The following is a 21,802-nucleotide window of genomic DNA, read 5'->3' as shown; positions in this document are numbered from 1 at the left end:
TGTGCGAGCGATGCTCGACGCCAGGCATGATATCGCGCTTTGCCGCGCCATAGGCTTGCAACTTGTCGGTGATCATGACGCGAGGTGAATGCTCCTGTCTTTTCATAAGCTTTCGCATAAGGCGTTTGGCGACCTCATCAAGATACCATTTGTCGCCGAGCTTGCCGGCGGATCGCGTCCGGATATCATTGGCGAAATGCCTGCCGAATTTCTCCACCCAGAGACGCACGGTCTGGTGCGAAACGATGATCCCACGCGCCGCCAGCAAATCTTCGACCATACGCAGACTGAGCGGAAAACGAAGATAGAGCCACACGGCATGGGCAATTACTTCAGCTGGAAACCGATGGTGACGATAAAGGCGATCACGGGCGACTTGGGTCATGCTGAACGATCGCACAGGTCGATCGCCGACGGGTTAACATTACGGTTCCGCTTCTTCATAAGTCCGTCCTCAATGGGCCAGCCTCTAATCCAATCCGGAGGAAATTACTCGTGGCAGGTCAGTGTGACGGGACCGGCCGTCAAAGCGCCCCGGCCGCCCAGAGCAGGCCGCGGGTCAGGATCAGCCGCACATTGGGGATTTCAAGCTCGTCGGCTGTGTGTCCGAGGGAGGAATAGAACACCCGGCCTTCGCCATGAGTGGTGGTGAACACCACCGGCATGACGACGTTCTTGCGCCAGGGGTGGAATTCGCCGGAAAACGTGGTGGTCGCCAGCACCTCCACGGCCGGATCGTAGTTCAGGTAGTATTGTTCCGATGTATGTTCGAAGCGCTCGATCCCCTCCATGATCGGATGATCGGGCCGGGTGACGTCGACCTGATAGGTTATGATGTTCCCCGGATGGGAAACCCAGTAGCAGCTCGCGGCATAGCGGAAGGGCACGCTTGCCCGAAAGCTGGTCGCAAGCCCCATGTGGTAACCCGCCAGCCCCGTGCCCGCCCGCACCGCGGCGATCAACCGGGCCATCTTTTCCGGTTCGAGAACGCCATCCGTGATAACCGGAACCACGAGTGCATTGGAGCCGACGTCATCGGCGCCGAGCGCATCATAATCATCGGTCACATGGACCGCTAAGTCGTGCTCCTCCAGGATCTGGCGGACGACCTCGGCGCCTTCCCTGGGTGTATGCAGTTCCATTCCTCCGTAAACCACAAGCGCCTTTCGCTTCGTCATAGCGATCTTCTCCTCAATTCCTGATCATAGTCCGAGGCCCACAGCCTGCGTGCGATGGACGCCCTTCGGGACATAGTGGAAGACATCGTCGCGCTTCAAAAGCTTTGCCGCCAGATGGATGACCGAGAGCCACATTTCCGTGCCTTGCAGGCCGGGTTCCTGTCCATCGGCAAAGGCGAAGCCTTCCCCCTTCCGCCAGCGCGATGGCGCGCGGGCGATGATGGCGCGGGCGACGGCCTCGGCCTCGGCCCGGCGATGATCCGTGAGGTCGAGGCAGATCAGCAGCGGGTGGATGGTATCGAGCAGATTGCAGGCGGTATAGGTCAAACCGCAAAAACCGTCATGGTTGCGATAGTTGGCGAGCACGGAATTGATCGCGGCCTCGGGATGGGGCACAGGCAGGCCGAACTGCGCATAGGTGCCTCTCGTCAGGCGATAGAAACCATTGACCGGCAGCAGCAGGCCTTCCGAGGCCGTCGGCGCGCCCCACAGGCCGGTGCTCCTGTCGACATGAAGCGACAACCAGCCGAACAGCGTTTCCCGCACCCTGCCGGTCGAGAAGTAGCGCGCGTTGAAATAAAGGGCGGTCCCGATCGCATCAACGCAGGCTCCGGCCGACCACGCATTGGTCCGCCAGGGAAGGCTTTCCTGCCAGGCGCAGAGATCGGGAGCATCGAGCTCGACGGCGGCAATCCTGTGATCCGGGCGGTTGCCGAGCACTTCCAGCGCATAGCCAACTGCGAGGGTGTTGTAGAGCGCCAATCCGTCCTCGCGCAAGGGAAGGTCCGGCCGCGGCGGACGGCTGGGGTCGGGGAAAAGTCCCGTTTCGGGATCCTGTATCGCCTTCAGCGTCTTAATCGCGGCTGGAATGTCGAGCCCTTCCGGACGTTCATCGAGGCCCGCCGCGATTTCGATCGCATCGCAGAGGTGTCGGATGCTTGACCGCTCCTGGCCGTCGGCCTCGCGTGAGACATAGACCCCGTCGCGCAGGTTCCTCTGGAGGATCGTGCGCCATTCTGTCCTGATGCTCGCGCCCACGGATCGGAGGGCCGCTTCGATGTCGGTATTCGATTTCTCACCGCGCCGGCGGATCGGCTTTGCCGGCACGCCCCCGGCAATCGTGAAGGGCGGGACGTCGCGGGTGACCGTGGCGCCAGCGGCGATGACGGCGCCGCGTCCGATCCGTACGCCGTCAAGCACCACCGCATTGGCGCCGACCCACACGTCGTCCTCGATGACAATGCCCTGGGTGTCATGCGGCTGTCGCGCGATCGGGACATCGGGATCTTCATACCCATGGTTGAAGCCCATGATCTGGGCATGCGAGGCGATGCGAACATGATCGCCGCAGGTCACCTTGCCGGCAAGGCAGGCATAGGCATTGACCGTGCACTCGGCACCCAGGGTAACGTCGCCCCGGACGATGGCATAGCCGGCGATATAGGACTGAGCGCCCAAGACAAGCCTGTCGGTGAACACCGCGGCTTTTTCCGCGATATAGGCCGTGCCGTCGATTTCGGCATCCGAAGTTTCCGCCAGACGAGCACAGCGCGCCCGGTGGGTGGGTGAATCGATATCGTCCTGCGTCCGTTCCCACGTCAGGAACTGCAGCCGCGCCTCGCGGGCGGCCGTGCCGACGCCATCCTCAAGCGCTGAATTCATGCCGACCGCTCCAGCAGCTCGGGTTGGATTGCGTGTTCCAGCGGGTGACCGGAAATGAACCGTTCGATCTCGCTCACCGCCATCTCGCCCAGCCGCAGCCGCTCCAGCCCGCCGGCGCCTGCAACATGCGGGGTCAGAAACACATTGGGCAAAGTATAGAGAGGCGACCCGGTCTCGAGCATTTCGGGCGCCGTGACATCGAGAATCGCACTGATCCGACCACTTTCCAGTTCGCGGATCATTGCCTCATGATCGACCAGCATACCGCGCGCCGTATTGATGAAGGTGGCGCCATCCCGCATCCTGGAAAACTCGGCGGCGCCAATCATGTGCCGCGTCGCGGGCAAGGCGGGGGCATGCAGCGAAATCGTGTCCGATCCCCGCAGCAGACTGTCGAGATCGACGAGCGTGATCCGTTTGGCGATCGGATCGTCCGCGGTCACGTAGGGGTCATGGAGCAGGATTTCGACGTCCAGGATTTCGAGCAGTTCCGCCACGCGCCGGCCGATCCGCGAGGCGCCGATCAGTCCGACAGTGCGCCGGTAATTGCCGATCGGCCCGCTCATCAGCGGCCATGACGACGACCCGTCGCGGTCCCGGCGGTAGGCATCGCGCAGATCGAATACCTTCTTGTTGGCGAAGATGATCGCCGCCAACGTGTATTCGGCCACAGGCACGGCGTTCGCCGCCGCGGCGTTGGTAACGGCGATGCCGGCGGCATAGACCGCCTCGCCGATGGTATACTTCACCGTTCCGGCCGCGTGAGCGATCAGGCGCAATCGCGGCGCAAGCCGCAAAACATCCTCCCCGACAAAGGGGGAACCCCATCCGGTGACCAGAATATCGGTCTTAGCCAACAGATCCCGTGCCTGCTGTGTCGTGAAATCCTCCATCGGGGTTACGGAGAGGATCTCGCAGTGCCTGCCGAGCCGGTCGTACAGCCGTTCATCGAAGACATGCTGGGTCTTCTCTGCGGCCATGGCGAAACTCACACGTGGGCGCATCAGTATCTCTCCGCAATATCGATGGCGCTGACCGTGACACCGTCCCGCTTGAACAGCGCCTCCAGTTCACCGATGTCCGGCAGTGGCGGTGCCTCGCCCGGATCGATATCGCCAAGTGTTGCCGAAACAGCGGTCGCCAGCACGGTCGTGCCGGCCGGAATCTTGCCGAGGAGCTGGGGCACAAGGGTCCTGGAGACGACCAGATTGGTGTTCGGCAACGCCTTCTGCACCCGACCCTCCCGTTTCCCGCCAGACGAAAGATCGAGGATCTGGCTGAGGTCGGTGTGCGAGCGCGCGCGCGCGAGGCCATTCTCCTCATGACATTGGTCGACATCGAGATCGGCGCGTCCGATCGCGAAGCCGCCCTCGGTCGCATGCAGCGCGCGCGGCGTTTCGATCCGATGCACCCGCACATGCCAGTTCCCGGCCGGGACGAGCCAGGTTTCGACCGTCACGTCGTCCCAGGGTTTCCAACGCGAAAACAGCGTGTTCCCCGCGATTTGCGCCACTTCGTTATCCTCGCGGACGCGGTAGTGGCGCATATCGTCGGAAAGCGCCAGCATGCCGTCGAAGGCGCCGCGCTCATAGCCGCGCTCGTCGGCCTCGACCGAAAAGCCATAGCGCGAGGAATAGACAAACTTCGCGTATTTCTCGGCGCCGTGTCGCATCTGGTGGTTCTGCTGGCCGCTGGAAAGCGCGACGACATTGCCCTTTTGATGCTGCATCACCATGCCCGGGTGCCGGAGCGGAACCGGATCGCCATCGAAACCGGCCTCGGTCTCTTCCGCTTGCCAGAACGGGTGATCCGCGCCCAGCGCCAGTGGCAGGAAGGCCTTCAGCGCCCAGTAGGGGGAGCCCGCCGAATTGTAACTCTCGCTCATGAACAGGTTGGGATAGCCGTAACCGACCGACAGCACGCCGTCGCGGTCGGCAATCGGATAGCGCGACCACCACCTCAGTTGCCGCATGAAATGGCCCTTGATCTCGCCCCAGGGCAGCGCCTCGACATCGGCAAAGGCAAGCGCGCCCCAAAAGCCGCCGCAGGCGAAGCGGTAGGTGAGGCTTCGCCCGAAGGCGAGCGTGCCACCATCGTCATCGAACCAGTGGCGGATGTCCCTGGCAAACAGCGCCGCCCGCTCGCGATAGGCCTCTGCCCGCACATCTCCGGGTTCGGCGAGCTTCGCGTAGATCAAGCCGTAGAAATGCATGGCGAAGGGGATGTAGTGGTCGACGCGGCGGACATTGCCATCGCGATACCACCCGTCGCCCAGATAGAAACCGTCGAGCTCCTCCAGATATTGCTCCGTCAGTGTCCGGTCGAAATCGACGCCGACCCGCGTAAGCCCCATATCGACGAGAATGCGGAAAAACTTCCAGTTGTTGTTGGCATAGGCATAGCGGCGCAGCTGCTTCAGATAGGTGGCGATATTGTCCTTTGCCCTTCCCGGCAGCGGGTCCCACACCTTCTCCGGCACCATCCGCAGCGTGAAGCCGATTGCGGCCATTTCGACCATGCGTTGGTCTGTGCGCTCGACCGTGCCCCAGAATTCCGGGTGGTCGGGATCCATGCCGTTGGCAATGCCATCGCGGAAATAATCCCAGTAATCGAAGGAACCGCCGCCGGCCGCATAAGGTGTCAGTCCCCAGAGCGGACGTGCGAAGCCTTCGACATCGGCGGCGATGCGGTCGAAATGGGCGGCGTTTCCGCTCAGCCGGACGCGGGCGCGGCCTTCGGAGAAAAACGGCAGGAGCGGATTGAAAAGCGCGTGCAGCGCCTGCTCGACATCGCCTCTCGTCTTGAGCGGATTGCCGTAGAGCGGATTTGCGGTTGTGGGATCGTAGGTCATCTAGGCATAGGTTCCTGTAGCAGGGCTGTCCGAAAAGGCGCCCTTGAGTTCAATTGTCTCGGCAAAGTGACAGGCGGCCTCGCTCGGGCCGCCATTGATCGGCCTCAGCGCCGGCTTGTCCTTGCGGCAGCGGTCTTCGGCGAATTTGCAGCGCGTGTGAAACGGACAGCCCTCCAGGCGGTCGCCGAGGAAGGGGATCTCGCCCTTGACGGTGTCGTGCCGTTTTCCACGCCGGGTCGGGTCGGCGATCGGCAGCGCATCGAGCAGCACTTCCGTATAGGGATGGCGCGGCCGCTCGAACAAGGCCTCGGTCGGCGCGCTCTCGACCACATGGCCGAGATACATCACCACCACCCGGTCCGCGAGGTAGTTCACCACGCCGAGATCATGGCTGATGAAGATGTAAGTCAGGCCAAAATCGGCCTTCAGGTCCTCCAGAAGATTGAGGATCTGCGCCTGGATCGAGACGTCCAGCGCGGAGACCGCCTCGTCGGCGATCACCAGTTTCGGCTCGAGCACGAGCGCGCGGGCAATGCCGATTCTCTGGCGCTGGCCGCCGGAAAAGGCATGCGGGAAGCGCTGTAGCGCATCCCGTGGAAGGCCGACCTTTTCAAGCGTCGAGACCACTCGGTGTTCCAGCTCCGCGCCGCGGGCGGCCTTGTGGATGCGCAGCGGCTCGGCCACGAGGTCGAACACCCGCATATACGGATTGAGCGAGGACATCGGATCCTGGAAGATCATCCGGATATCGCGCCGCCATGGTTTCAACTGCCGCTTCGAAAGGCCGGAGAGTTCGACCGCGCTGCCCTCTTGCGGATGATAGGTCACGCGGCCACCCGAGGGATCGACGGCGCGCACGATGCAGCGGCCGAGCGTGGTCTTGCCGCATCCGCTCTCGCCGACAATGGCGAGCGTCTCCCCCTGACCAACCGTGATCGATACGTCGGAGAGCGCGGCAAGCGTGATCGGGTCTCCGAAAGGTCCTGCCCTCAAGGTAAACACCTTCGAAAGGTTTTCGACTTCGAGAAGTGCGGTCATGCGTGACCTCCATGGGCAATGCTCTCGCCGGCCATCGTCCCCTGTCTCAAACCCGACACGGCGGGGGCGTCATCATGTGTGAGCAGATGGCATCGCGCCCAATGCGCCTCGCCGGTCGTCGTGCGCTCGGGATAGTCCCCGGCGCAAGGGGCGAAGGCATGGGGGCAGCGCGAGGTGAAGGCGCAGCCTTTCGGCCGGTTGCGCGGCGACGGCACATTGCCTTCGATCGGCGCCAGCCGTTCGCGTTCCGCACGGCGGACCATGCGCGGAATGGAGTTCATCAGCGCCCGCGTATAGGGATGCTGCGGCGCGCGGAACACGTCGAAGACATTGCCCTGCTCGACGACATCGCCGAGATACATTACCGCGACCTCGTCGGCGATCTCGGCAACGACGCCGAGATCATGGGTGATGAACAGCATCGCCATGCCGTATTCTTCCTGCAATGCCCTCAAGAGATCGAGGATCTGCGCCTGGGTCGTGACGTCGAGCGCCGTCGTCGGCTCATCCGCGATCAAGAGGTCGGGCTTGCAGGCAAGCGCCATGGCGATCATGGCGCGCTGGCGCAGGCCGCCGGAAAGCTGGAACGGATAGGCATCCGCCCGCTGGCGCGCGCCCGGAATGCCGACCTGGTCGAGGAGATCGACCGTGCGGACCCGTGCCGCCTTCTGGTCGATCCGCTCATGAATCATGATCATTTCGTCGATCTGGTCGCCGATCGTGTGCACCGGCGACAGCGAGCTCATCGGCTCCTGAAAGATCATCGAGATCCGGTTGCCCCGGATCGCCCGCATCGCCGGGCTGTCGGGTTTCAGCGATACGATATCGACCGGCGCATTGCCCTCTGCCCGGAACAGGATGCGTCCGGTTCCGATCCGGGCGTTCCTGTCGAGCAGCCGCAGGATGGTGCGGGCGGTGACGGACTTGCCGCAGCCGCTTTCGCCGACGAGCGCCAGCGTCTTGCCGCGCGTGAGGGTGAAATCGACCTGGCGGACGGCTTCGATATCCGCCTCATCGGGCGAGGAGAACACGATGCTGACATTCTCCATCCTGAGCAGTTCTGCTTTATCGTCCATAGGGGTCTGCGGCATCACGAAGGCCGTCTCCTAGAAAGTTCATGGCAAGGATCGCGACGACAACGACGACACCCGGCGACAAAAGCCACGGCGCGCCTGCGAGTGTGCGGATGTTCTGGGCGTCCTGCAGCAGCGTGCCCCAACTGACGATCGGCGCCTGCAGGCCGAGGCCGAGGAAGGAGAGCGCCGTCTCCGCGAGGATCATCCCCGGAATGGCAAGCGTGGTTGCCGCGATGATGTGGCTGGTAAACGACGGCACCATGTGCTTGACGATCACCCGGTAGTCCGATGCCCCGTCAAGCTGCGCCGCGGTGACGAAATCCTCGGTGCGCAGCGCCAGGAACCGGCCGCGCACCACGCGGGCAAGTTCCGTCCAGCCCAGCATCGACAGGATGACGGTGATCGCGAAATAGGTCTGCAGCGGCCCCCAGTCGCGCGGGAAGGCGGCGGCAAGCCCGAGCCATAGCGGGATCGTCGGAAGCGAGCGGATGAACTCGATCGTCCGCTGCACGATGCCGTCGAAAAGGCCGCCGTAATAGCCCGAAAAGCCGCCGATGATTACGCCGAAGAACAGGCTGAGGATCACGCCGACCAGGCCGATCGACAGCGAAACCCGCGTGCCATAGACCAGCCGGCTGAGCTGGTCGCGCCCGAGCCTGTCGGCGCCGATCACGTAGAAGGGCGCGCGCGGTTCCAGCGTGCCAAAGAGCTTGCGGTTCATCGGGATGAAACCCATCAGCTTATAGGGCTCCGACGGCACAAAGAAGCCGACCGGATGACGGACCTCAGGGTCGATCGTGAACACCCGGCGCAGGGCCTCGGGATCGATCTCGGTCTTGTAGCCGTTCACATAGGGTCCGAACTGAAAGCCGCCGTCCGCATCGCGGGCGATGAAGTGGATACCCTGCGGGGGCGCATAGGTGTAGCGCGGATTGTAGGCGCCCGGCGAGGTCGGCGCGACGAACTCGGCGAAGATCGCAACCAGGTAGAACGCGATCACGATCCACAGCGAGACGAAGGCGAGCTGGTGCTGCTTGAAGCGGCGCCAGGTCATTTTCAACTGCGTTTCCCGCCCCGTCAGGGTGGCTTTCGCCGTTTTTCCAACCGCCGCCGGTTCGGACATGTCCGTGGTGATGGTCATGTCAGCGTCCTCCATAGCGGATGCGGGGATCGATCCACGCCAGGATCAGATCGGAAATCAGCGTGCCGATGACGGTGAGCACGCCGAGAAGCATGATGATGGCGCCGGCGAGATACATGTCCTGGGTGGTGAGCGAACGCAGAAGCAGCGGACCGGCCGTCGGCAGGTTCATCACCACCGAAACCACGACCGAACTCGACACCAGGGTCGGCAGCAGCCAGCCGATGGTCGAGACCAGCGGGTTGAGCGCCACGCGCACCGGATATTTCAGGATCGCCCGCCATTCCGGCAATCCTTTGGACCGGGCGGTCGTGACATAGGGTTTGGTCAGTTCGTCGAGCAGGTTGGCCCGCATCACGCGGATCAACTGCGCGGTTCCAGCGGTTGAAAGAACCAGGACCGGCGCCCAGGCATGCGCCAGGAAATCGAGAATGCGTTCAAGGTCCCACGGCGTACCCTGAAGATCGGGCGAATAGAGGCCGCCGAGCGTTTCGCCGAAATAGATGTACCAGAGATACATCAGCACCAGCGCGAACAGGAAGTTGGGAATGGCAAGCCCGACAAAGCCGCCGATGGTGGCGAGATAATCGCCGAGCGAATATTTGCGCACCGCCGCATAAATGCCGATCGGCAACGCCACGAGCCACATGACCAGCACGGCCAGACCCTCGACGAGTACGGAATTGCCGAGCCGTCCCCAGATCAGGTCGGTGACCGGCGCGCTCCATTCGAAGCTGTTGCCGAAATCGCCGTGCAGCACGCCGCCGATCCATTTGAAATACTGGACAATGAAGGGATCGCCGAGACCATATTGCCGGCGCAGCGCCTCGATGGTCGCCGGATCGATCCGGTCGCCGGCGGCACTTAGCTCCGCCATGTAGCTTGTCAGATAGTCGCCTGGCGGAAGCTGGATGATCGCGAACGAAACGAACGAAACCGCCCAGATCGTCAACACCATCGCAATCAGCCGCCGAACAATGAAACCGAGCATGAAACGTGCCCTTTCTGCAGGTTCCGGGCGGTTCCTCCGCGGCACGCGGGCCGCGGAGGAAGAGACACCCGGGAGGAGGCGTTCGGATGCTAGTCGAAGTACCACTGCTGCGGGTCGTAGGGCGCCGGCGTCGGAAACAGCCAGGCATGCTTCATCGGCTCGTAGACATTGCGCAAATTGTTCTTGGCGATGTAGTAGCCGTCCGGGGCCAGGCTGACACCGATGACCGGAAAGTTCTCCTTGGCGATGTCAAGGATCTGCCGCATCAGGGCTTTACGCTCTTCAGGGTCGGGTGAGGCCTTGAGCTGGCTATAGAGTTCCATCTGCTCCCTGGCCCAGTCCACCGGTTCGGAGGCGATTTCCGGGTCGGTTCCGTTGAACCATGACTGCCACTGGAAGGCCCAGGCGGACTCGGCATTGGCCGGGAAATAGTAGCGCGGCTCCTGAATGACATCGAGGCCGCCATCGCCCTGCCAGACCTGGGCGTCGAAATCGCCGCTCGGACGCTTGTCGTAGAACAGCGTGCGGTCGATATTGTTGATCTCGAGATCGATGCCGACCTCGCGCAACTGCAGCGACATCAGCTCCAGCATGTCGATCCATTCCGGGCGGAAGGCGGAGATCACATCGACGGTGATGACCGCCGGCTTGCCGTCGCTCATCAGCCGGATGCCCTGGCCATTCGTCTCGGTCAGTCCGGCTTTCTCGAGGTGCGCGATCGCGTCCTCGGGATCATACGCGGTATACTGCTTGGCCATCTCCTCGTCATAGAACTCGGATTCGGGACGCGGCGCCACCTGATAGGGTTCGCCCTGGCCGGTGAACACGGTGTCGATAATTTCCTGGCGGTTGATCGCCTCCGACAGCCCGATCCGGAAATCCTTGCTGTTATAGAGTTCCGCCTTGACCGGGTCGGAATGGTTGAGGTTGAGCTGGAGCACCAGGGTCGAGGACTGCGACGGCACATTGGCGCCGAGCCGGTAATCGCCCTGTTCCTGGCCGTCATAGAACAGCGGCCGGTTTGCCACCGTGGTGATATGACGGTCGGTGAAATCCATTTCGCCGTTGAGCGCCATCAGCGTCAGTTCTTCCGCACTTTCGCTGACCCGCATTTCGAGCCGATCTATGTAAGGAAGCTGATTGCCGTCAGGATCGGTCTTCCAGTAATAGGGGTTGCGTTCGAACACCACGCGGCTGGCATTCGCCGTCCACGGCTCGTCAATCACCCAGGCATTCATGAACGGCAGGTCGGGATTGCTCCACCGCTGGGTTTCCTGGCCGAAGGCGCATTTGTCCTCCATCATGAAGGCCCAGTTTTCATAGCCTTCGTCCTTGGCCAGTTGGTCGGCGTTTTCGTTCTCCGCCGGGTAAAACTGCCCGCAATAGGCCTTCTGCAGCGAGACCAGGGTGATTCCATTGACCCCGGCCAGCTCGTCGAGCAGCAGCCCGTTCGGCTCTTCGAAGGTGTAGGTGAAGGTCGTGTCGTCAACGACCTCAAGCGTGACCGGGTTGCCGGGATCGGTCAGGAACAGACCACCGACGGGATAGTCGGGGTCCTGGATGAGGTCGCTCGCGAAGGCGATATCGGCACTGGTGAACGGCGTGCCGTCAGACCACTTCAGACCCTCGCGCAGGTGAAACGTATATTGCCGCGCGTCCTCGCTGACCTCCCAGCTCTCGGCAAGATTGGGAATGATCTCATCCCATTCGCGATTATAGCGCACCAGCCCGTCATAATTCAGCGTGCGCGAAATCCAGGCGTTGTCGCCGCGCCCGCGCAGGCCGGAACGCCAGGTGCCGCCGTATTTGCCGATGCTATCGACCGGTTCCACCACCAGCGGATTTTCGGGCAGGCGCTCGTCCACCGGCGGCAGCGTGCCGTCTTCGACCAGCGGATCGAGCATCGGCGCCTGCTGCGCGGCGAGTGCTGCGCCTGAAAGCATCATTACAGCGGATGTCGCGAGCACGGAGTGCCTCACCGACCGCCGCACACGAATTGCATAAGCCATGTTCTTTTCTCCCTCGGGATCCCTCCCCGGACCCCGTCTCTTCTGGAACGGAGAAACCGTATTCGCAAAAACGCAAAATATCAACACCAATTCATTTATTTGCATTTTTTGCATAAATCGCGACAACGGTTCGCGACCACATTCTGCAAGTTGTTGTTATTCTGGGTATTTTCAGGATGAAGCCGCAAATGGCGAAGATGCGCACGGCGCTCGCTTGCCGCCATGACGACCTGTTGCGGAAATTTTCCGGCGTCCGCTCCCCGCGATAAAGCCGGTATCAGGCGATCACGTGAACCGTGCCGCCCACGACCAGAGAGACGCCGATTTCCATCTGCTGGATCGCCGTCTCGCCCTCGAGCTGATGCGAGAGCAGCCGGATTGCGCCGCGCCCGATCGCCTCGCGATCGACACGGATCGTGGTAAGGCGCGGTGAGGTCATGGCCGCAAGCGGCAGATCATCGAAACCGATGATCGAGAAACCCTGACCGGCCGAGGCAAGACCGCCCTTTATCCCCTCCATGATTTCCACCGCCGCAATGTCATTCCAGCAAAACAGCGCCGTGGCATCATGCTTCCGCCCGGCGATATCGCTCAGCAGTTCAAGATGTGTACGATCCTCGCCGCAAACCAGCACGGCCTCGCTGCCCGGCACATCCGCCATAGCCGTTAAAAAACCGCGCCGCCGCTCGAGAATGGTCGGCCGGTCGCCATAGGTATAATGCAGGATCTTTCTGTGGCCGGACGAAAGCAGGTGCTTTGTGGCCATATATGCCCCGTAGAAATTTGCAGGCGCCACCGAACTGATGCGCATGAGCGGATCGCTGCCGTTGACGAGCACGGCGTGGACATCCTGCTCCCGGCACCACACGGCCAGTTCATCGGTCGCATCGATCCCCGCCAGCAATACCGCGCCGGCGCCGGCCTCCTTTACGTGACGGTCTATGAGGTCCAGATTGACCGTTCGCTCGCTGATTACACGAACGTCGAGATCAAGCCCGCAGGCCCGCGCCTCGCTTCGCATGGCATCAAGAATGCTGACATAGAAGCTCGAAAGCCCTCCGGTGGCATTGGCAAAGGGAACGAGCGCGACCACGCGGCGATCCATCGCCCGCAGGCCCGGCATATGCTTGGATCGGTACCCCATCGTCCGCGCCATGCGCTGTACATCCCGCCGAACCGCTTCGGATATGCCCTCCTCATTCGCCAGCGCACGCGAGACCGTGCTGACGGAAACGCCGAGCCTGGCGGCGATGTCGGTCTGGTTGGGTCTGCGGGTGGTCGAGGCCATCTTTGCTCACTGTTGTCATTGTCTGATTATCAATTACGCAATTTTTGCATTTTTTGAAAGCCCCAATATGAATCGTCCAACGCTCTCCGTAGCCAGCGGTCGACTCGTCATTGGTGTTTAGAGCTTTTCAGCTCCACAGAAGCGTATCCCACATTTGCCAATAGTTTGAGCGCTCTCTGCGTTTGATGATCATGACAAGGCATCCGATGGTGCACCCATGCGTCGCGCGGTTCACCTCTGAACTATCCGCATCCAGAGCTTGAACTTGGCGAAAGCCTGCTCGATCGGATCGAGATTGGGGGATATCGCGACAGAAACGAGAGCCTTTCGCCTGCCACACTGCGGATGGGGCGGCGAGATGAAAAAACCTGACGTCACTCTTATACTGATCGCGTTTTGGCGGTCGCAGCATGTTCGGCTTGCAGCAGGGCTGGCATTGACCTCGGGCCTGAAAGATGAACCCTGGCACGAATAGGCGTGTAGTTGCCTGCCCGATATGGCTTTCGAGACAAACAATGACGAAAATGTCGAGATGAGAACAGCGGTGCAAAAGTCGGCCACGGAAGCGACGGAATAACTCGGTCGCGGGCGAAGTAAAATCCGGCCACCTATTTTCCTTCTGCAATGAGCGCAGGAGGGAGAGAGGATCTACACCGTGGAACTTTATCTGAAGGTTCGTCTGGCGGTCTCGGAAGGGATGAGCCGACGTCAGGCAGCCAAACACTTCAACATATCCCGCGACAGCGTAGCCAAGATGCTGTCGTATTCGACGCCTCCTGGCTATCAGCGACAATCACCAGTCCGGCGACCGAAGCTGGACGCGTTTGTTTCGACGATCGACCATTGGTTGGATGAAGACAGACAAGTACCTCGCAAGCAGCGCCATACGGCCAAGCGTGTGTTTGACCGGCTTCGCGACGAATGCGGGTTCACCGGCGGCTATACGATTATCAAGGACTATATCCGCGAACGGGAACAGCGCTGTCAGGAAGTGTTCGTGCCGCTTTCTCATCCGCCCGGCCATGCGCAGGCTGATTTCGGTGAGGCAATGGTCGTGATCGGCGGTGTCGAGCAGAAGGCCCGGTTCTTCGTGCTCGATCTTCCGCATAGCGACGGCTGCTACGTGCGGGCTTATCATGCTGCGGTGGCCGAGGTCTGGGTCGATGGCCACGTCCATGCGTTCGCCTTCTTCGGGGCCGTGCCGCAGTCGATCGTCTACGACAACGACCGCTGCCTTGTGGCGAGGATCCGGCCTGATGGCACGCGCAAGCGGGCGACGCTGTTCAGTGGGCCCACTACCTGATCCGGGATCGCTATGGCCGCCCCGGAAAGGGCAATGACAAGGGCAATGTCGAGGGCATCGTGGGCTATGCCCGGGGTAACTACATGGTCCCATCCCGCAGTTTGCGACCTGGGACGCGTTCAACGCCTTTCTGGAAGAACAGTGCCGGAAGCGCCAGCGCGACAGGTTGCGTGGTGAGAGCGAGACGATCGGTGAACGGCTGCAGCGCGATCTGGCTGCCATGCAGTCCTTGCCGGTGTCGCCCTTTGACGCCTGCGATCAGGCCAGCGCCAGGGTCACGGTCCAGTCTCTCGTTCGCTATCGGAACGATGCGCTCATTCAAAGTGCCGGATCGTCTCGTGCGCGCGGCGATTCGGTGACTATTCCGTGCCCGTCGCCTATGGCCACCAGGACGTTTGGGTCCGAGGCTATGTCGACAAGGTGGTGATCGGTTGCCGCGGCGAGGTCATCGCTCGCCATCCCCGAAGCTTTGATCGGGAGGATGTCATCTTCGAACCCGTGCATTACCTGCCGAGCACAACCGTCGAGACGACATCGGCGAAGGCGTAGATGGGCCTCCTGTCATCGGGGAAACTGAAGGAGCCGACGATGAAAACAGCAGTTATCACGGGAGGCGGGACCGGCATCGGTCTTGCAACGGGCACGCGCCTGATGGCGGAAGGCTATCGTGTGATCGCCGGCGGCCTGGATGCTGACGACGATATGACCGAAGGGATCGAGTTCATCCGCACGGACGTGACCTCACAAGCCGATCTTGCGGCATTGATGGACCGGGCCGACCGGATCGACGCGCTTGTCAATTGCGCCGGCATCATCCGCCAGTCCGCCGAATGGGAGCCAGAGGTTTTCCGCCAGGTTATGGAAATCAATGTGACGGCAAGCCTTGCGGCTGCGAATCTTGCCAAGGGTCCGCTCGAGGCGGCAGGCGGATCGGTGGTCAACATCGCGTCAATGTGGAGCTTCTTCGGCTCTGCAGGTTCGCCGGCCTATGCGTCTTCCAAGGGCGCGATCGTCTCCCTCACCCGGTCTCTGGCTGTCGCCTGGGGCAGGAACGGCGTACGCGTCAACGCCGTCGCACCAGGCTGGGTGACACTCGCATGGGCACAGGCGCGAAGAACGACCCGGAGCGCGAGCCCAGGATCACGGCACGGATCCCGCTCGGTCGCTGGGCGGAACCGATGGAGATCGCGAATGTGATCCATTTCCTGGTGTCAGACGAGGCGTCCTATGTCCACGGCGCGGTCCTGCCGATCGACGGCGGCTATTCGATCGCCTGATATAGCGAACACTCGGGATGCTGGAGTTGCTCGCATCCCGAGGTTTGAGGTTACGCGTTTCCCCGCTTCTTGATGCGGGTGACCTTGGCCTACGACGAAATGGTCATGCCGCAAGGTTGCAAATGTTCCTCCTTGGCTGGTTAAGTTCACAGACGCGTGTCTTATGAATAATTCGGCTTTCGCTACGCGGCGGTCAGTGGCGGTGGTCGGATCAGTACGGGCTTGGTCATGAACCGCAAGGAACATGGACCGTATTTGAGTGTGATCGGCCGCCGTCTTCGCTCGAGGCCTGAACGGAAACGCAGCAGCTTTTGGCTCTGCATGACAAGCATAGGACACGCGAAAATGATGAACGATAGGATCGGTATCGATATTTCAGAAAATCGGCTCGACGCCTCTCGCCTGAGTGACAAGGCTTTTAGCGGTTGAGGATATTGTAACCGGTCTTGCGGGATATCCCGAAATCTCGGCACAAATCGCTCATACCTTCTCCTTCCAGTAGGCGGGCAACAAATCGTAGGCGTTCTTCCACAACCGAACTTCTCCCCAAGGCATCGAGACCTTCCGCAAAGCGAAAAGTGTTACCCATGTCTCCGGTACAAAACGTCACCTATATCTTGGGTCGCTCAGGCCCCCTGACTCAGGGGTCGCCATTTTCCCGTTCTTCTATCTGCAGGACGTGAGATTCTGGATTCTGAAAGCCTGGTTCGATCCCGGGACGGGAAGCCATTCATCAAAACGCGCGGGAAAGGGCGGTGTTACACAAAGCCTGCCTGGGATGCACATTGCGGGTGCGGCCATGTAGCTGGACGGCATGGCCGAACCTCCGCTCACCTGCTCCCGAACCCTGAACTAGCCCGCCTACAACACGTCATTGCGGAAGCGTGGGTCGCTGACCTTCGATCCGTCGACATCACAGAAGTGCAGCACTCCGATTTCCAAGAACCCATTGGCGATGCATTTCAGGCTGACGGCAAAAGCACCATCCCAACGTTGACTGTACCGGCCAGCCGGTATAGTCAACGTTATGAAGGAGACGACCATTGGCACGAAACACCAAGAGAGAACTTCTGGAAGCCGCGGCCCGAGTCGCCACGAACAAGGGGATCCAGTCACTGACACTGGAGGCGGTCGCCAAGGAGGCCGGCATCAGCAAGGGCGGCCTTTTCTACCACTTTAAGACGAAAGAGGATCTGCTCTCGGCGATGGTCGAAGCTTTCGTCGAGGTGACTGAAAATAGGCTACCCCGTCCCGACGATCCGGATGCCGCTCCGGGCGCCTGGCCTCGCGGCTTTCTCGATGCCTGCCTCACCAAGAAAGATGCCGCTGTCGGCTCCTATAGCCGCTTGTCGGTCGCGGTAATGGCAGCCGTTGCCAACGATAAGGCGCTTCTCAAGCCGCTCAGCGACCGCCAGCCGGACTGGCGCGCCGCGCTCAACGATAGCGGCATCCCACCCGTCACAGCACACATCGTCCGACTTGCCGCCGACGGTCTCTGGATCAACGAAATCCTCTCGATCCCCATCCTCAGCGATGGAGAGCGAGAGGATGTGATCGCGGAGCTTCGACGCATGACCCATTCGAACGCGAAAAGAGAGGACAATTCTCATGAAGAACCGAACGACCGGTAGCTTCCGCAGCCTGGAGGTGAACGAAGGCGATGTCCTGCCGTCCCACCGTCAAACCTATCCCGCGATCCCTACCTTCTACCGCGGCATCGAGACCCAGTTTGTCGAGATGACAGTCGATCCCGAAGTGGCCGCCGCGCACGTTCCCAAGCCGCTTGTCGCCGATCCCAGCGGGGCCGCAATCGGTATCGCGCTGAAGATCCCGATGTCTTCATACGGCCCGTTCAACGAAGCCGGCATCCATCTCAAATGCACGCTCGACGGTGAGCCCGTCTGGTACAATTCGCACCTCTTCCTGAACAATGTGACCGCCATCTGCGCCGGCCGCGAGCGCTGGGGCGTCGCGAAGGAGTTCGCCGAGATCAGCTTTTCCGATCATGAGAACGTCCGCGTTTGTGAGGTCGTCAAGGAGGGCGCAACCCTTATGCGATTGTCCACGACCTGGGATGCTCTGGCCACGCCCGGTGAGCTTCCCGACATTACGCCGAACATGAACCTGAAGATCATTCCGCGCGCCGACGGCCCGGGCGCAGCGATCAAGCAACTCGTCGAGTATTGCTCGGAGGAAGTCGGAGAGTCGACGCAGATGTCCGGGCTCGGTCACGTGGAGTTTCGCAGCACCGCCAAAACAGACCTCGCTCCACTGAATCCGGTCGCGCTTGGGCGAGGCTTCTATCACCGCGGCGACCTCGCGGAACTGCACGGCAAGATCCGTCTCGACTATCTCGCCAACGGATGAAGGATTATACCATGAAGATCAAACTATTAAGCATGTCCGCAGCCGCCCTGCTGGCGCCTCAGATCGCCGCCGCGCAGATCGCCGATGCCTGCACGAACATCACGATCGCCGACGGCGGATGGACCGACAACGCGGCGCAGAATGGGTTTGTCACGAATGTTCTGAAGGGCCTTGGCTATGAGCCCGAAATCGAATTTCTATCGCTCGGTGTACTTTTGGAGGGCATGCAAGGCGGAAGTGTCGACGTCTTTCTTGCAAGCTGGACGCCGAACTCCGACGCAACCCTGAACCCGTACATCGAGTCTGGCGCAATCATGAATGTCGGGTACAACCTCGTCGGAGCTCAGTACGCCCTCGCCGTTCCGCAATACACCTATGAAGCCGGCTTGCAGAACTTCGCCGACATCGAGGATTTCTACGACGAGCTCGACGGAAACATCTACGCACTGGAACCCGGCAACGATAGCAACAACGTTATCGTCCAGATGCAGAAAGAGGGTGCATTCGGTTTCGACAGGTTCAATCTGGTGGAATCGAGCGAGAGCGCAATGCTGTCCGCCGTGGAACGCGCCGTACGGCGAAACGAGCCCATCGTATTCGTCGGGTGGTCGCCGCATCCGATGAATACACGTTTCGACATGGAATATTTGGGGGGCGGAGATGATTATTTCGGTCCAAATTACGGTAGCGCCAAGGTCTGGACCGGGCTGCGCCCCGGCTATGTCGAGCAATGCCCGAACGCCACCCGCTTCTTCAAGCAGTTGCGATTCACCGTGGAGAGCCTCAGCGTCGTCATGAGTGAAATTCTCGACAATGACGCCAATCCTGAAGTTGCCGCGCGTACTTGGCTGCAGGAGAACCCGGAAATTCTCGATAGCTGGCTTGATGGGGTCCAGACCGTCGACGGTCAACCCGGCCTGGAAGCCGTTCGGGCCAGCCTTACCGAATAATCAGTAATCAGACTCGGCAAGATAAAACACCAAGGGCGGCGACGGCCGCCCTTCTACCCACACCTCCGTTCTGGCTCTAAGGCCTCAGTCGAATATCGGCAAGTATGACTCCTTGCAGTCGATCGCTGCGGATGACACGAAGGCCCACTGTGGGCCGAGAGTGCCGCCGCACGCAATGTAGGTCAATGTCCGCTTTGCCGTCTGGCCATTCGGAAATCTGCCTGACGGGTTACGCCCTCCATGCCCGATGTTTTGGAGCCAACTTCTTGTCGAAACTAGAAAATCGATGCCGCTATAGCTGTTAAACGATGGGGTCGTAGGCTCATATCCCTTCAAGACCTTTCGGGTGGGTACTATTCTGCCATTATTCCGTCACCCTCTCACGAGAGTGGGTCAGGACAGATGCAGTGGCCGTCTTGGAAACGACGCCGTTCATTCCCTGCATGGTGCCTTGGGCGGCCACCTCTGCATCCACGGTCATGGTTTCCTCGAATCAGGAGATAGTCGATCAGGCGAACAGTGTCGAACCAGCCGAGCCTCTGACCGGCCTCGACAAGCACATGATGCGGCCAAGCGTGCTGGCGCGAACAGATCGGAAATCCAGTCCGATGCTTAGATCAACGCACCCTCCTTGCCATGCAGATCGGCCAGCTTGTTTCATTTTGATGTCAACCATCGACCTTTAAGTCGGGCGTTGAGGGATCAAAGGCGTTCTGGGCGGGGGCATCCTGTCGGTTGGCTGCCCGCTCTCTTTCTTGCTCCTTTTCTCCATCACGGTGCGATTTGATTGAGAAGAAGATTGTCGCGCCCAGCACGCCAATCTTGAATATCATGAGGACTATAGGAACCCAGTTCATCGTTTTTGACCCTTTCACTTTTTGTGTTGTTTTACGACGTCGATTGCGAGATTGTGCGGCCTCGGGCGACCTGGCGGGCATTGCCTCACCACACCGTGACGCGCTGTGTGCTGCCATCCGGCCTGTGGCGCAGTGCTGCCGGGAAAGCGCCCGCGATGCGTTCGAACTCCGCGAATGCCCTGTATCGTCCCTCAGGTTTCAGCTCTGAGAGCAGGGCCTGAAACGTGTCATCGTGATTCACCAACCTGCGCTGCGGGGCCATGTTCCAACTGTCGGCGGGATGCTCGTGGAGCCATACAATTTTCTGAAGCGTAGTTCGCGTATGCGCCTATTACAACCAATTTCACCCATACAATTCCCAAAATGACATACAAGCCGATTTATAGAAAGTCAATTTATATAGCGCGTACATAGTATTACGGCGCAATCTGGTAGATTCTTATCATGTTTTCTTTACACGTAAAGCCATACAATATAATAATTTGTATGGCTTTTGGAGTTTGAGGCGATGTGGACACCGCGACTGATCGAAGGCGCCCGGATGAAGGCAGTCGCGATCCAGAAGGCGCTTTCAATCGCGCCGCTGGCCATGGACAGCGAGGCCTGACGTCTCGCAGGGCGCGATCGCCTCGATGAAACGGCTGAGCGCCAGGAAAACTCCGAAGACACCGGATAGACCGCGACTTCGCGCAGGAGCGGATGCGACCGGATTGCATTCTCGACTTCAAACGCCGATATGTTCTTTCCGCGACCGCGGATGACGTCGTTTGCCAGGGCTGGTTCGGAATTGAACGGAGAGGATTGCTTTGTCAGATTGGGAGCCGGATATCCGCACCTTGAGGTGTTTCGTCACTGTCGCCGAGGAGCGGAATATCACGCGCGCGGCCAGTCGCCTGAACATCGCTCAGCCGGCGCTTAGCCGAAAGATCGCCAGCCTTGAGAATGACCTGAAGGTAACGCTGTTCGAGCGATCTGTCAGAGGCGTGGAAGTCACGCCCGCAGGAAAGGTCCTGCTCGACCGTGCCTATACATTGTTCGGTCAGCTTGCCCAAACGTATCATGATCTGACGGCAAGTTCGGAGAGACCGGCCGGCACTGTCGTTGTCGGAATGCCGCCTACACCGGGCGAGTTTATCTGTCCTCCTTTGCTTGAGCGGATAAAGGAACGGTTTCCGGATATCGTGCTGCGCTTTCAAGAAGGCTTCAGCCGGGAGCTGGAAGACCTGTTGCTCAATGGCCAGATCAGCCTGGCGGTGATGCATAATCCGCCCGAACGTACCGATATTTCCAGCCAGGAGTTGCTTGTCGAAAAACTTCACCTGATCGGATGCACGGGATCGCTCGAGAGGCCCTCATACACATTGGCTGAGGCGGCGGCGCTCCCCCTGATCATGCCCTCACGCTCCAACTACCTGAGGCTGCTGGCTGATCAGCATGCGGAGAAAATCGGAACCGCGCTGAATGTCGTTCAGCGTGTTGACGGCATATGGCATCTCAAGGCGCTCGTGCGGGGCGGACACGGTTACACGCTATTGACTTTCGGCGGCGTCCTGACGGAATTTCACCTCGGGACGCTGTCAGCAGTGCCCATTGTTGCGCCGGAAATCGAATGGAGGTTATGCACGGCGATCAAAACCGATCGGCGACACAACCTCGCCGTCAGCGCGGTCGAGGCCGTCATAGCCGAAATCGTCCGGGAGCTTGTTGAGCGTAATATCTGGCACTAATCATGCCCCACCAGCATGGAAAGCATGCGGAATTGGCATTTTCGGCATGCCTTGCGATTCATTAGTATTTCTCCTGAACAGTGGTTA

16 protein-coding genes and 3 pseudogenes are annotated in these 21,802 nt (G+C 60.5%); 6 read left to right on the top strand and 13 right to left on the bottom strand.

Annotated features, from left to right (window positions below; genetic code table 11):
• The 11 genes from K7H91_RS22540 to K7H91_RS22490 form a co-directional block, all read right to left on the bottom strand.
• On the bottom strand, positions 1-385 hold a 385-nt coding region (locus K7H91_RS22540; RefSeq protein ID WP_419197516.1), incomplete at its 3' end, for an IS6 family transposase.
• Positions 386-524: 139 nt separating this feature from the next.
• On the bottom strand, positions 525-1,178 hold the full coding sequence (locus K7H91_RS22535; protein WP_230722439.1) for a ThuA domain-containing protein: 654 nt from the start codon (positions 1,176-1,178) through the stop codon (positions 525-527).
• 24 nt (positions 1,179-1,202) lie between these two features.
• Positions 1,203-2,840, bottom strand: coding sequence for an acyltransferase (locus K7H91_RS22530; protein WP_230722438.1), 1,638 nt, complete (start codon positions 2,838-2,840; stop codon positions 1,203-1,205).
• Positions 2,837-3,847 carry a hydroxyacid dehydrogenase gene (locus K7H91_RS22525; protein ID WP_230722446.1) on the bottom strand — a complete coding sequence of 337 codons (1,011 nt, stop codon included), beginning with the start codon at positions 3,845-3,847 and terminating at the stop codon, positions 2,837-2,839. The genes K7H91_RS22530 and K7H91_RS22525 overlap by 4 nt, the downstream gene beginning before the upstream one ends.
• Positions 3,844-5,691, bottom strand: coding sequence for a DUF2264 domain-containing protein (locus tag K7H91_RS22520; RefSeq protein ID WP_230722437.1), 1,848 nt, complete (start codon positions 5,689-5,691; stop codon positions 3,844-3,846). Before K7H91_RS22520 ends, K7H91_RS22525 begins: the two co-directional genes overlap by 4 nt.
• Positions 5,692-6,729, bottom strand: a complete 1,038-nt coding sequence (locus tag K7H91_RS22515; RefSeq protein WP_230722436.1) for an ABC transporter ATP-binding protein — start codon at positions 6,727-6,729, stop codon at positions 5,692-5,694.
• Positions 6,726-7,805, bottom strand: a complete 1,080-nt coding sequence (locus K7H91_RS22510; RefSeq protein WP_230722435.1) for an ABC transporter ATP-binding protein — start codon at positions 7,803-7,805, stop codon at positions 6,726-6,728. The genes K7H91_RS22515 and K7H91_RS22510 overlap by 4 nt, the downstream gene beginning before the upstream one ends.
• On the bottom strand, positions 7,795-8,928 hold the full coding sequence (locus K7H91_RS22505) for an ABC transporter permease (protein WP_230722445.1): 1,134 nt from the start codon (positions 8,926-8,928) through the stop codon (positions 7,795-7,797). The genes K7H91_RS22510 and K7H91_RS22505 overlap by 11 nt, the downstream gene beginning before the upstream one ends.
• 19 nt (positions 8,929-8,947) lie before the next feature.
• Positions 8,948-9,937, bottom strand: a complete 990-nt coding sequence (locus tag K7H91_RS22500; protein ID WP_230722434.1) for an ABC transporter permease — start codon at positions 9,935-9,937, stop codon at positions 8,948-8,950.
• An 89-nt stretch (positions 9,938-10,026) separates the two neighbouring features.
• A complete protein-coding gene (locus tag K7H91_RS22495) occupies positions 10,027-11,946 on the bottom strand; it encodes an ABC transporter substrate-binding protein (RefSeq protein ID WP_330166037.1) in 1,920 nt (639 codons plus the stop codon).
• A 277-nt stretch (positions 11,947-12,223) separates the two neighbouring features.
• Positions 12,224-13,234: a LacI family DNA-binding transcriptional regulator gene (locus K7H91_RS22490; protein ID WP_230722433.1), complete on the bottom strand. Its 1,011-nt coding sequence runs from the start codon at positions 13,232-13,234 to the stop codon at positions 12,224-12,226.
• Between the two features lie 655 nt (positions 13,235-13,889).
• On the opposite strand from K7H91_RS22490, the pseudogene istA reads away from it, so the two are divergent.
• Both istA and K7H91_RS22480 read left to right on the top strand, forming a co-directional pair.
• Positions 13,890-15,050, top strand: a pseudogene (gene istA, locus K7H91_RS22485) (IS21 family transposase); the annotation flags it as partial.
• Positions 15,051-15,086: 36 nt separating this feature from the next.
• Positions 15,087-15,814, top strand: a pseudogene (locus K7H91_RS22480) (SDR family NAD(P)-dependent oxidoreductase).
• A 421-nt stretch (positions 15,815-16,235) separates the two neighbouring features.
• Here the strand turns inward: K7H91_RS22480 and K7H91_RS25770 are convergent.
• A pseudogene (locus tag K7H91_RS25770) lies at positions 16,236-16,369 on the bottom strand (helix-turn-helix domain-containing protein); the annotation flags it as partial.
• 488 nt (positions 16,370-16,857) lie between these two features.
• Here K7H91_RS25770 and K7H91_RS22465 point away from each other — a divergent pair.
• From K7H91_RS22465 to K7H91_RS22455, 3 genes are read left to right on the top strand one after another with little or no spacing between them, the layout of a single operon-like run.
• The gene (locus tag K7H91_RS22465) at positions 16,858-17,445 is read left to right on the top strand and encodes a TetR/AcrR family transcriptional regulator (RefSeq protein ID WP_230722431.1); all 588 of its coding nucleotides are present in this window, start codon (positions 16,858-16,860) and stop codon (positions 17,443-17,445) included.
• A complete protein-coding gene (locus K7H91_RS22460) occupies positions 17,423-18,181 on the top strand; it encodes an acetoacetate decarboxylase family protein (protein WP_230722430.1) in 759 nt (252 codons plus the stop codon). The genes K7H91_RS22465 and K7H91_RS22460 overlap by 23 nt, the downstream gene beginning before the upstream one ends.
• Before the next feature lie 11 nt (positions 18,182-18,192).
• On the top strand, positions 18,193-19,131 hold the full coding sequence (locus K7H91_RS22455) for a glycine betaine ABC transporter substrate-binding protein (protein ID WP_230722429.1): 939 nt from the start codon (positions 18,193-18,195) through the stop codon (positions 19,129-19,131).
• A 668-nt stretch (positions 19,132-19,799) separates the two neighbouring features.
• Here the strand turns inward: K7H91_RS22455 and K7H91_RS22450 are convergent.
• Complete coding sequence (locus K7H91_RS22450) at positions 19,800-20,069, bottom strand: hypothetical protein (protein ID WP_230722428.1); 270 nt, start codon at positions 20,067-20,069, stop codon at positions 19,800-19,802.
• 725 nt (positions 20,070-20,794) lie between these two features.
• Here K7H91_RS22450 and K7H91_RS22445 point away from each other — a divergent pair.
• Positions 20,795-21,715, top strand: coding sequence for a LysR family transcriptional regulator (locus tag K7H91_RS22445; RefSeq protein WP_230722427.1), 921 nt, complete (start codon positions 20,795-20,797; stop codon positions 21,713-21,715).
• Positions 21,716-21,802 lie beyond the last annotated feature (87 nt).

Origin of the sequence: Martelella mediterranea, from assembly GCF_021021415.1 — a bacterium.
Taxonomy (GTDB): domain Bacteria; phylum Pseudomonadota; class Alphaproteobacteria; order Rhizobiales; family Rhizobiaceae; genus Martelella; species Martelella mediterranea_C.
The sequence above is the reverse complement of the archived record's forward strand: the minus strand, read 5'-3'. Positions and strand labels throughout refer to the sequence as shown.